This window comes from Hafnia alvei, assembly GCF_900095695.1.
In the GTDB taxonomy this organism is placed as follows: Bacteria; Pseudomonadota; Gammaproteobacteria; order Enterobacterales; family Enterobacteriaceae; genus Hafnia; species Hafnia alvei_B.
In genome coordinates this window covers 18483-30520 of the sequence record NZ_FMIQ01000028.1, presented here as the reverse complement: position 1 = coordinate 30520, position 12038 = coordinate 18483, and the positions used below count along the sequence as shown (strand labels likewise).

7 protein-coding genes are annotated in these 12038 nt (G+C 52.7%); 6 read left to right on the top strand and 1 reads right to left on the bottom strand.

Annotation, left to right across the window (positions count from 1 at the left end; all coding sequences use genetic code 11):
• Positions 1-142: 142 nt before the first annotated feature.
• The 3 genes from BN1044_RS08140 to tynA all read left to right on the top strand — a co-directional run bounded on the left by BN1044_RS08140 (position 143) and on the right by tynA (position 4916).
• Positions 143-1243, top strand: a complete 1101-nt coding sequence (locus BN1044_RS08140) for a DUF1615 domain-containing protein (protein ID WP_072308258.1) — start codon at positions 143-145, stop codon at positions 1241-1243.
• A 135-nt stretch (positions 1244-1378) separates the two neighbouring features.
• A complete protein-coding gene (gene feaR, locus BN1044_RS08135; RefSeq protein ID WP_072308257.1) occupies positions 1379-2290 on the top strand; it encodes a transcriptional regulator FeaR in 912 nt (303 codons plus the stop codon).
• A gap of 355 nt (positions 2291-2645) precedes the next feature.
• Positions 2646-4916 (top strand): primary-amine oxidase, encoded by a 2271-nt coding sequence (gene tynA, locus BN1044_RS08130; protein ID WP_432612981.1) that lies wholly within the window; start codon positions 2646-2648, stop codon positions 4914-4916.
• Between the two features lie 160 nt (positions 4917-5076).
• Here the strand turns inward: tynA and BN1044_RS08125 are convergent, their stop codons facing one another.
• Complete coding sequence (locus BN1044_RS08125; protein WP_072308256.1) at positions 5077-6576, bottom strand: aldehyde dehydrogenase family protein; 1500 nt, start codon at positions 6574-6576, stop codon at positions 5077-5079.
• 483 nt (positions 6577-7059) lie between these two features.
• On the opposite strand from BN1044_RS08125, the gene BN1044_RS08115 reads away from it, so the two are divergent.
• The 3 genes from BN1044_RS08115 to BN1044_RS08105 are packed head-to-tail and all read left to right on the top strand — an operon-like array spanning position 7060 to position 12013.
• Positions 7060-8133, top strand: coding sequence for an HlyD family secretion protein (locus tag BN1044_RS08115; RefSeq protein WP_072308254.1), 1074 nt, complete (start codon positions 7060-7062; stop codon positions 8131-8133).
• A complete protein-coding gene (rbbA, locus tag BN1044_RS08110) occupies positions 8130-10889 on the top strand; it encodes a ribosome-associated ATPase/putative transporter RbbA (RefSeq protein WP_072308253.1) in 2760 nt (919 codons plus the stop codon). Before BN1044_RS08115 ends, rbbA begins: the two co-directional genes overlap by 4 nt.
• Positions 10889-12013, top strand: coding sequence for an ABC transporter permease (locus tag BN1044_RS08105; RefSeq protein WP_040046084.1), 1125 nt, complete (start codon positions 10889-10891; stop codon positions 12011-12013). Before rbbA ends, BN1044_RS08105 begins: the two co-directional genes overlap by 1 nt.
• The last annotated feature ends 25 nt before the right edge of the window (positions 12014-12038 follow it).

The following is a 12038-nucleotide window of genomic DNA, read 5'->3' as shown; positions in this document are numbered from 1 at the left end:
AACGAAATAAGCTGGTTCATCTGAGAACTTATGCTGAGTGTTAAGTGAAATGGACAAGAGCTAAGACGTTGCAAACTCTAGACCCGTCTTGCTATCTGCGTTACCGTTCCTTATCTCCTGCCTCTATGATAATTCGAGAAAAATGCCAAATTTTCACGCTGTAGCGTTACGCCCCGTTTGTTTATTGGCCCTATTGGTATTGGCTGGTTGCTCAACCCAAACCAGTCAAGCGCCTGCGCCACGACCGGCCGATGTGAAATCACAGTTGGTTAGGCTGATGCCAAGCAACGTGCGCGATCGTCAGGGCTGGGCGACGGATATCGCTGCCGCATTTACCGCACAGGATATTGCACCAACCGCAGAAAATTTGTGTTCGGTGTTAGCCGTGACCGAGCAGGAGTCGACCTTTCAAGCCGATCCACAGGTGCCGGGACTGGGGAAAATTGCATGGAAAGAGATCGATCGCCGTGCCGATCAGATGCATATTCCCAACTTTCTGGTGCATACCGCGCTGTTGATCAAATCCCCCAACGGGAAAAGCTATAGCGAACGCTTAGATAAGGTGCGCAGCGAGAAAGAGCTCAGCGCGATTTTTGATGACTTTATCGATATGGTTCCAATGGGGCAAAAACTGTTTGGCAGTTTGAATCCGGTACGCACCGGTGGGCCGATGCAGGTCAGCATTGCGTTTGCCGAAGCGCACGCTAAAGGCTATCCGTATAAAATCGACGGGACGATTCGTCGTGAAGTCTTCAGCCGGCGCGGCGGTGTCTATTTCGGCACCCTGCATTTGCTTGGCTATCCGGCTAATTACCCACAGCCTATCTATCGTTTTGCTGATTTCAATGCCGGATGGTACGCCAGCCGGAATGCGGCGTTTCAAAGCGCGGTCAGCCGCGTTAGCGGAATTAAACTGGCGCTGGATGGCGATTTGATTAACTACGGCACTGATAAACCCGGCTCCACGGAGCTGGCCGTGCGTTCGCTGGGCAAGCGTTTGGATATGAGCGATTCCAGCATCCGCCGAGCGTTAGAGAAAGGCGATAGCATCGATTTCGAGAAAACGTCGCTCTACAAACAGGTATATGCGCTGGCCGAGAAATCGAGTGGTAAAAAGCTGCCGCGTGAGATCCTGCCGGGGATCACGTTGGAAAGCCCTAAGATTACCCGCCAACTGACCACCGCATGGTTTGCCAAACGCGTGGATGGGCGCTGGCAGAAGTGCATGGCCAAGGCGCGTTGATAATTGCGCGGTGCTTCGCATCTTACATTTATCCTTGTTGCTCAACTGTTAATCAGTTGTTATCGTAAAAGGCGTCTGCTATTGGACGCTTTTACCACCGTTGAGTTGCAACAAGATATCCGTGTGAGGTAGAGCATGACGACATCCAACCCGCTAAAAGACGCCGATTTTGAAGGCTGGCTGGCCAGCATTAATCAGGCCTGTGGGCGTTTTGCCGCCAAAACGCTGGGGGAAGGATTTAGTGGTTCGGTGCAGGAGTTTCGCGCAGGTGCTCTGCGTTTGAGCATGGTTGATATTGCGCAAACCAAACTTTACCGAACGCCAAAGGAAATTGCCCAGAGCGACGGTTCATATTTTTACACCGTATTTCAGCTCAGCGGCCATTCTGAAATGGAGCAAGAGGGGCAACGAGCGCTGCTTTCGGCGGGGGATATCACCCTGATTGATGCCGCCAAACCGAGCACTTTTACCTTCAGCGACACCTCTAGCCAAATCTCATTGCTGCTGCCGCGCGGCTATCTTGAACGTAATTTGCAGTTTGCCGATTTGCGCTGTGCGCAACGATTGGCCGCGGGCGCACCGATGGTGCGGCTTAGCCAACAGCTGGTGCAAGAAAGTATGCGTAATAGCGTGTTAGATCAGCAGGAAAGCGAAGCGGTTTTAGATGCGGTGGCTACCTTGCTGCGTCCGGCGCTGATTGCGCGTGATGATGACGCGCCACAGGATAAAGTATTTAGCCGCACGCTGACTTTTATCGATAAACATATTCAGTCGGAATCGCTGCGGCCAGAGTGGATTGCCAGCGAAGTCGGCGTTTCGGTGCGTAGCCTGTATCGCATGTTTGCGCGCAAAGGGTTGGTGGTGGCGCAATACATCAAAAACCGCCGCCTTGATCTCTGCGCTAACGCTTTGCGCAGTGCGCCAGTGCGGCAAAAATTGTCAGATATTGGCTACTCATGGGGCTTTGCCGATCACAGCCATTTCTCTACCGCGTTCAAAACCCGTTTTGGCATTACGCCGGGCGAATACCGCAAACAGTATCGCTAGTCTCATCTTCGTGAGTTTGTCACCAGCGACAAAGCTGATGGCATACACAACAAATTAATCCCCACAACGAATTGCTATGTTTGAGTTAGGTCAGTTGATGCTGGCCCTGTTTAACCGTAGCAGCGCGTGGCGGCAGACCCAAAATAAGACACAAAAAAGTCTCTAAAAGATCTCTTGAGGAACCGATTTTCAACAGCATGCTCGTATACCAGGTCGAGATTATCCCGCGCACTGATTCACTGACATGAATGCCAACTTTTAGCGGTGAGGTAATAAAGCTATGCTTCATAACACCATGTTTTATAAAACCCAGTCCTATAAAACCCAGTCCTATAAAAAACTGACTCGCAAAACAATGATGAAAAAACGCCTGCCGGTTGCGATTGCGCTGGCGCTTGGGCTGTTGACGTCTGCGGGTTGGCAAAACAGCGCTCAGGCACATGGTGCGGCGGCGCATATGGTGCCGATGGAGAAAACGCTGGCTGAATTTGGGGCGGATGTGCAGTGGGATGATTATGCCCGCATGTTTACCATTGCCAAAGACGGCGCTTATATCAAGGTTAAACCTGATACCAACGAAGCCATCGTCAACGGTAAACCGTTGAAACTGGCGGTGCCGGTGGTGTTTCGCGACAAAGTTGCCTATATGTCGGAAGACTTTATCAATGAAGTTTTTCAATCGGGCTTAGATCAGACTTTCGCCGTTGAAAAACGCGCGCATCCGCTTAATCCGCTGAGTGCTGATGAAATCAAAACGGCGGTAGAGGCGATCAAAGCGTCAGATAACTACCGCGATAATTTCCGCTTTACGGAAATCTCTCTGCGCGAGCCGCCAAAAGATGAGGTTTGGCAGTTTGTGTTGAGCGGAAAAACCGTTGAGCAGCCGCGTCAGGCGAATGTCACCGTGCTGGATGGTAAGCACGTTGTGGAAAGCGTGGTGGATTTAACCGATAAAAAAGTGGTGTCGTGGACGCCAATCAAAGATGCGCAGGGCATGGTGCTATTGGATGATTTCGCCACCGTTCAGTCGGTGATCGGCGCCAGCGCTGATTTTTCCGCCGTGCTGAAAAAACGTGGCATTGCCGATCCAAGCAAGGTGATCACCACGCCGCTGACCGTTGGCTATTTTGATGGCAAGGATGGGCTAACGCAGGATCAGCGCTTGCTCAAAGTGATCAGCTATCTGGACGTGGGTGACGGCAACTACTGGGCGCATCCGATCGAAAACCTTGTAGCGGTGGTCGATCTTGAACAGAAAAAAATCATCAAAATAGAAGAGGGGCCAGTGATCCCGGTGCCGATGGCACCGCGCCCGTATGATGGCCGCGATCGTAAAGCGCCAGACATTAAACCGCTGGAAATCGTTGAGCCGGAAGGCAAAAACTACACCATTACCGGCAATACGATCCACTGGCAGAACTGGGATTTTCACGTGGGGTTGAACTCTCGCGTTGGCCCGATCGTTTCCACGGTGACCTACAACGATCAGGGCAAAAAGCGCAAGATCATGTATGAAGGATCGCTGGGCGGCATGATCGTGCCTTATGGCGATCCGGATATTGGCTGGTACTTCAAAGCCTATCTTGATTCAGGCGATTACGGCATGGGCACCTTAACCTCGCCGATTGCACGTGGCAAAGACGCGCCGTCGAATGCGGTGCTGATCGACCAAACGATTGCAGATTACACCGGCAAGCCGATGACTATTCCGCGTGCGATTGCCGTCTTTGAACGCTACGCAGGGCCAGAATATAAGCATCAGGAAATGGGACAGCCCAACGTGAGCGCCGAGCGCCGTGAGCTGGTGGTGCGCTGGATCAGCACCGTGGGCAACTACGACTATATTTTTGACTGGGTATTCCATCAAAACGGCACCATTGGCATCGACGCGGGCGCAACGGGAATTGAAGCGGTGAAAGGCGTGAAAGCGCGCACTATGCAGGATCCAACCGCCAAAGAAGATACTAAATATGGCACCCTTATCGATCACAACATCGTGGGAACCACGCATCAACATATCTACAATTTCCGTTTGGATATGGACATCGACGGCGAGAACAATAGCTTGGTTGAGCTGAATCCTGACGTGAAGCCAAACGATCGTGGCGGCCCGCGCACCAGTACTATGCAGGTGGATCAGGTTGATGTGAAAACCGAAAAAGAGGCGGCGCAGAAGTTTGATCCTTCCACTATTCGCTTGCTGAGCAACGCTAACATTACCAACAAAATGGGCAATCCGGTCTCTTATCAGCTGATCCCTTACGCGGGCGGAACTCATCCCATTGCCAAAGGGGCGAACTTTGGTAAAGACGAGTGGATTTATCACCGCCTGAGCTTTATGGATAAACAGCTGTGGGTGACGCGCTATAGCCCAGACGAGCGCTATCCTGAGGGGAAATATCCAAACCGTTCTATTCATGATACCGGTCTGGGACAGTATTCGTCAGACAACCAGTCGATTGAAAACACGGATAACGTGGTATGGCTGACCACCGGCACCACGCACGTGGCGCGCGCGGAAGAGTGGCCAATTATGCCAACGGAATGGGTGCATGCATTGCTGAAACCGTGGAACTTCTTCAGTGAAACGCCAACGTTGGATTTGAATGGGAAGAAAGGGGAGTAGTTTATTTCGGCTGTGACCCCCTCACCTTTTTTGCCCCACCCAAGCCCTCCCCCCTCGCAGGGGAGGGAGCCGAATGTGCCTCGATGTTGACTAAGCGCTCGATCTGCTCCTCCCCCTGCGAAGGGGGAGGTTGGGAAGGGGTTGCTGAGGAACTCCGTTCTTAATACCGCACGCACACCGTTTTGGTTTCGGTATAGGCATCCAGCCAATCAGTGCCAAAATCACGTCCGGTTCCTGACTGTTTCACCCCGCCAAACGGCATATTCGCATCAATAAGCGTATGACTATTCACCCACACGGTGCCTGCTTGAATGCGCGGAGTATAGGCCATCGCGGTTTGCAGGCTGGTGGTCCAAAGGCTGGCGGTGAGGCCAAAATCGGTATCGTTGGCCTGATACAGCGCATCTTCAGCGTCTTTGACCCGGATGAGGTTAACGACGGGGCCGAAAACTTCTTCTCGCGATAGATTCAGCGCGGCATCTGGGTTAATCACCAGCGTTGGTGGAATATAAAAGCCCTGCGCATCGGGTCCTGCGGATCCACTGATCAGTTCCGCATTTTTGGCTTTAGCATCTTGCAGATAAGACGCCACTTTGTCGCGATGCTGGCGCGAAACTAATGGATTAATGTGTGTTGTGGTATCCATACCAGGGCCGACGGAAAGTGATTTTACCGCTTGTTCAAAACCGGCAACCAGATTGTCGAAAATCGGTGCTTCGATATAGATACGTGAGCTGGCGGCGCAGACCTGCCCTTGGTTGAGAAAACTTCCTGCCATCAGGCCTTTAATCACCTGCTGCTGATCGGCATCTTTCAGCACGATGGCCGGATTTTTACCGCCTAGCTCTAAAGTGACTCGGGTTAAGCGTTCGGCGGCAGCGCGAGCAATGCCTTTGCCGACCGGCGTTGAGCCGGTAAAGCTGACCTTCGCCACCAACGGATGCTCGGTTAATGCTTTGCCGCACACTGCTCCTTTACCGGTGACAATATTAAATACGCCATCGGGAATACCCGCTTCGCTGGCAAGTTCCGCCATGCGTAGCAGCGTTAACGGCGTAGTTTCAGACGGTTTGATGACGATAGAGCACCCCGCCGCCAGCGCTGGCATGACCTTCCAAATCCCAATCATCAGCGGGAAGTTCCACGGCACGATACCGGCTACCACGCCGATGGGTTCTTTGCGGGTGTAAGCCATATATTTCGCACCGGCGGGCATCGGTATCGACACATCCATCGTTTGCCCGGTGATTTTGGTGGTGAGCCCAGCGGTATAGCGCATCCAGTTCAGCGTACAGCCCACTTCGAAGGCGCGGGAAATATTAATCGATTTTCCCTGTTCCAAGGTTTCTAGCTGCGCCAGCTCTTCTGCGTGTTGTTCTACGAGGTCAGCGTAGCGCAGCAAAATGCGCTCGCGTTCGGCGGGTAAGCGCTGTGACCACACACCGCCACAAAAGGCTTGATGGGCAGACGTGACCGCGCGCGAAACATCTTCGGGGTTTGCGTCAGCAGAAGAGGCAATCTGTTTGCCGGTCGCTGGGTTATAAATCGCTAAGCGCGCATCTGACGTGGAGTTACACCATTTCCCATCAATATAAAGTCCGTGCTGACGGTCAAGAAAACGCGTAACGCTGTCGAGTATTGCTACTGTGTTGTCGGGCATAAGCCCTCCCGTCGGTCGAAAAATGGATTAGTAGAGTGGGATTGCCGTGGAGCGACAAAACCAGTCATCACCTCATGAGTCTATAACAAGGATAGTTTTATCTATTTGCTGTGCCTGACATTCGATTGGTGGGATATGACAGAGGTGATAAAAGCACCTAAACAGCACCTTAACGACGGGGGGATAGTCACGTAGACAATAGGGTTCCTCATGTTAGTATGTATAAGTAATAGCTATTAATGTGTTTGTTTCATTCATACAAAGATAGGACGTCTTGTTATGAAAACATCCATTGTTGGCGTCACCCCAATCAGCATTGATGTCTGCCATTTTGATCGGCAGTTGCCCATTTTCACGCATTTTTTCCTCAGTTTTAACTTTGTTCGATTGACCAAAACTCTTCCTCACAGAGCGGATTTGCTGCGTCTGTAGCCCAGTGCCGCGCTTTTTTGTTTTTACTAGCATGGAACACAGCGAGTATTTATGGATATCAAAAATAGAAAACGTCTCACTTTTTACTCAATTATTCTTATCGCTATCGTGGTGGCCTTTGCCGCGTGGTGGAGCCTGCGCGCGCCCGGTTTGCCTGACGGATTCGCTAGCAGTAATGGGCGTATTGAAGCAACAGAAATTGATATTTCGACCAAGGTGGCGGGTCGTATCGACAAAATCGTGGTGCGCGAAGGCGACTTTGTGAAGCAAGGGGATGTGTTGGCACACATGGATACGCGCGTTTTGAATGAGCAGCGTATCGAAGCCGAAGCACAGATCCGTGAAACGCAAAGCGCAGTCGCCACGGCGAAGTCATTACTGGCACAGCGTCAAAGTGAAAAACTGGCGGCACAGGCGGTGGTGAAGCAGCGTGAAGCTGAACTGAACTCGGCGAATAAACGCTATGCCCGTTCACAGGCGCTTTCTAAGCGTGGTGCAGTGTCGGCTCAGCAGCTTGATGACGACATGGCGGCGGCGCAAAGCGCTCGAGCTGCGTTGGAATCCGCTAAGGCTCAGGTGTCAGCCGCGCAGGCCGCGATTGAATCTGCCCAGGCGGGCATCATTCAGGCCAATACGCGTGTGGAAGCTGCCAAGGCCACCGAGCGTCGTATCACGGCTGACATTGAAGACAGCGCCTTGAAAGCACCGCGCGATGGGCGGATCCAGTACCGCGTGGCTGAGCCGGGAGAAGTTTTGGCCGCAGGTGGTCGCGTGCTGAATATGGTCGATCTCAGCGATGTATACATGACGTTTTTCCTGCCAACCGAGCAGGCGGGTAGGGTCGCCATTGGTAGCGATGTGCACGTTGTCCTTGATGCCGCGCCAACGCTGCGTCTTCCGGCGAAAGCTACCTTTGTGGCCAGCGTGGCACAGTTCACACCGAAAACGGTCGAGACCGATAATGAGCGTCTTAAGCTGATGTTTCGGGTAAAAGCGCGCATCTCCCCTGAACTGCTGGAAAAATACCTCGAATATGTGAAAACGGGTCTGCCGGGCATGGCCTATGTGCGTTTGGATAACAGTAAAAGCTGGCCAGAGGATCTGGATGTGAGGTTGCCGCAATGAGGCCATTAGGTGCTAATCAAGACCCGCTGGCGGCGCCCATCGTTCGGCTTGAGCAGGTTAGCCAGCATTATGGTAATACTCAGGCATTACAGCAGATAACGCTGGATATTCCAGCGCGAAAAATGGTGGGGTTGATTGGGCCTGACGGCGTAGGAAAATCCAGTCTGCTATCGTTGATCGCGGGTGCGCGCGTTATTCAGTCGGGGAGCGTGAACGTTCTTGATGGTGATATGGCGGATGCCGATCATCGACGCAGGGTCTGCCCGAAGGTGGCTTATATGCCGCAGGGTTTGGGGAAAAACCTCTATCACACGCTGTCGGTATACGAAAACGTCGATTTCTTTGGTCGACTGTTTGGGCAAGGTACTCAAGAGCGGGAGCAGCGCATCAATGATTTACTGCAAAGCACCGGACTGTCGCCGTTTCGCGATCGTCCGGCGGGTAAACTGTCTGGCGGAATGAAACAGAAGCTGGGTCTGTGTTGCGCGCTGATCCACGATCCTGAGCTGCTGATCCTTGATGAGCCGACGACCGGCGTCGATCCGCTGTCTCGCGCCCAATTTTGGGAGCTGATCGATCGTATTCGTGAGCGACAAACCAACATGAGCGTGTTGGTCGCCACCGCCTATATGGAAGAAGCCGAGCGCTTTGATTGGCTGGTTGCGATGGATGCGGGGCGGGTTCTCGCCACCGGCAGCGGGCAGGAGCTGCGCGAAAGCAGCGGCAGCGCGACGCTGGAAGAGGCGTTTATTGCTCTGTTGCCAGAAGAAAAACGCAATGCGCATCAGAAGGTGGTTATTCCACCGCGCGATACCTCGCAGGATGACGTAGTGGCCATTGAGGCGCAGGGACTGACTATGCGCTTTGGCGATTTTGTTGCCGTTAGCGATGTCAATTTACGCATACCGCGTGGCGAAATTTTTGGTTTCCTCGGTTCTAACGGCTGCGGTAAATCGACCACCATGAAGATGTTGACCGGATTACTGCCTGCCAGCGAAGGAAAGGCGTGGTTATTTGGGCAGGAGGTCGATCCTAAAGATATCGAAACTCGCCGCCGTGTGGGCTATATGTCGCAGGCTTTTTCGTTGTATAGCGAGCTTACGGTGCGGCAAAACCTTGAACTGCACGCGCGTCTTTTTCATCTTCCTGAGGAGGATATTCCTGCACGCGTTGAGGAGATGAATCAGCGATTCATGCTGAGCGAGGTAGAGGATATGCTGCCAGAGGCGCTGCCGCTAGGCATTCGTCAGCGCTTATCTCTCGCCGTTGCGGTGATCCATAAACCTGAAATGCTCATCTTGGATGAGCCAACGTCGGGAGTCGATCCGGTAGCGCGAGATATGTTTTGGAATTTGATGGTCGATTTGTCACGGCGCGATGGCGTGACCATCTTTATCTCAACGCACTTTATGAATGAAGCCGAGCGCTGTGACCGTATGTCACTGATGCACGCGGGAAAAATACTGGCGAGTGATACGCCAGAGGCATTGGTGAAACAGCGTGGTTTAGGCACACTTGAGGCCACGTTTATCGACTACCTGCGCGAAGCCTCTGGTGATAGCGGTGCGCCCCCCGAGCAGATGCCCGACACGCCTCAGGTTGAAACTGCAACGCCTGCCATCAGCCATCACTTTAGCTTCACGCGGATGTTCAGCTATAGCCGTCGAGAAGCGTTGGAACTGCGACGCGACCCGATTCGCTCGACTTTAGCTTTGCTCGGGACGGTGATCCTGATGTTCATCATGGGCTACGGCATCAGCATGGATGTGGAAAATCTGCGCTTTGCGGTGATAGACCGCGATCAAACCGGCACTAGCCAAGCCTATACGCTCAACCTATCTGGCTCGCGTTATTTTATCGAGCAGCCGCCGATTACCGATTATCAGCAGTTGGAGCGCCGAATGCGCGACGGTGAACTCGCCGTTGCGATAGAAATACCGCCTAATTTTGGCCGTGATATTGCGCGTGGACATACGGCGAAAATTGGCGTTTGGGTCGATGGGGCGATGCCGAATCGAGCTGAAACCGTGCGTGGCTATGTGCAGGCGATGCACTTGGCGTGGCTAAGTGATATGGCTTCGCGCCAGCCAACGGCCAATATGGGGAATATCCTGATGGATATTGAAACCCGCTATCGCTACAACCCAGATGTAAAAAGCTTGCCTGCCATTGTACCTGCGGTGATCCCGCTGTTGTTGATGATGATCCCCGCGATGCTCAGCGCGTTGAGCGTGGTACGTGAAAAAGAGCTGGGCTCGATCATCAATCTGTATGTGACGCCGGTGACCAAAGCCGAATTTCTGATCGGCAAGCAGTTGCCTTATATCGCACTGGGCATGTTTAACTTTTTGCTACTGTGCGCGTTATCGGTCTTTCTGTTTGGCGTTGAGCATAAGGGCAGTTTCCTCACGCTGACGCTGGCGGCGCTGTTGTACATTATTATCGCCACCGGCATGGGACTGCTCATTTCGACCTTTATGAAAAGTCAGATCGCCGCGATCTTCGGCACCGCGATCATCACATTAATTCCCGCTACGCAGTTCTCCGGCATGATCGATCCGGTTTCGTCGCTAGAAGGGATTGGGCGGTGGATTGGTAATATTTATCCAACCTCTCACTTTTTAACTATCACTCGCGGCACCTTCTCTAAGGCGCTCAATCTGTTTGATCTTCAGGCATCGTTTATCCCGCTGCTGATTGCCGTTCCGGTGGTTATTGGACTCAGCGTTCTTCTATTGAAAAAGCAGGAGGGCTAATGCGCAGCTTACGCAATATCTTTAATCTGGGGATCAAAGAGCTACGCACCTTACTGGGTGATAAAGCCATGTTGGCGCTGATCGTGTTTTCGTTCACGCTATCGATCTACTCCTCGGCAACCGTGACGCCAGGCTCGTTGCATATGGCACCCATTGCGATTGCCGATCAGGATCAATCCCAGCTTTCCACCCGTATCGTGAATAGCTTTTACGCGCCCTATTTTATGCCTCCGGCGATGATCGACTCGAATCAAATCGATCCGCTGCTGGATGCCGGAACCTACACCTTCGCTCTGGATATTCCGCCGAATTTTCAGCGCGATGTATTGGCTGGACGTCAGCCAGCGATTCAGCTCAACGTTGACGCCACGCGCATGAGTCAGGCATTTCTGGGCAACAGCTATATTCAGAACATTGTGAATGACGAAGTGAGTGAATTTATGGCGCGCTATCGGGCGGGGAGTGCATTACCCGTCGATTTAGAAGTGAGGGCGCGCTTTAACCCGAATCTCGATCAGTCGTGGTTTGGCGCGGTGATGGCGATTATCAACAATATCACCATGCTGGCGATCATTCTGACTGGCTCGGCGCTGATCCGCGAACGCGAGCACGGCACCATTGAGCATCTGTTGGTGATGCCAATTACGCCGTTTGAAATCATGCTAGCGAAGGTATGGTCGATGGGGCTGGTGGTGCTGGTCGCCTCGGGGCTATCGCTGATCTTTATGGTGCAGGGCGTGCTGCATGTGCCGATTGAAGGCTCGATTCCGCTGTTTATGCTGGGCGTGGCGCTTAGTTTGTTTGCCACGACCTCCATCGGGATTTTTATGGGCACTATTGCGCGTTCAATGCCGCAGCTTGGTTTGCTGATGATACTGGTGTTGATCCCGCTGCAGATGCTTTCGGGTGGCTCAACCCCGCGAGAAAGCATGCCGCAGCTGGTGCAGGATATTATGCAAACCATGCCGACCACGCACTTTGTCAGCCTTGCGCAGGCGATACTGTATCGCGGCGCTGATTTCAGCATCGTATGGCCGCAGTTTGCTACGTTGCTAGTGATTGGTATGGCGTTCTTTGGTTTTGCCCTGAGCCGGTTCCGTAAAACCATTAGCTCGATGGCTTAGGTTAGGGTTTGTTATTCCGTGGCAG

Excerpts from the sequence above, each read along its gene's own strand:
- BN1044_RS08140 (WP_072308258.1), top strand. The coding sequence starts at position 143 with ATGCCAAATTTTCACGCTGTAGCGTTACGCCCCGTTTGTTTATTGGCC.
- feaR (WP_072308257.1), top strand. The coding sequence starts at position 1,379 with ATGACGACATCCAACCCGCTAAAAGACGCCGATTTTGAAGGCTGGCTG.
- tynA (WP_432612981.1), top strand. The coding sequence starts at position 2,646 with ATGATGAAAAAACGCCTGCCGGTTGCGATTGCGCTGGCGCTTGGGCTG.
- BN1044_RS08125 (WP_072308256.1), bottom strand. The coding sequence starts at position 6,576 with ATGCCCGACAACACAGTAGCAATACTCGACAGCGTTACGCGTTTTCTT.
- BN1044_RS08115 (WP_072308254.1), top strand. The coding sequence starts at position 7,060 with ATGGATATCAAAAATAGAAAACGTCTCACTTTTTACTCAATTATTCTT.
- rbbA (WP_072308253.1), top strand. The coding sequence starts at position 8,130 with ATGAGGCCATTAGGTGCTAATCAAGACCCGCTGGCGGCGCCCATCGTT.
- BN1044_RS08105 (WP_040046084.1), top strand. The coding sequence starts at position 10,889 with ATGCGCAGCTTACGCAATATCTTTAATCTGGGGATCAAAGAGCTACGC.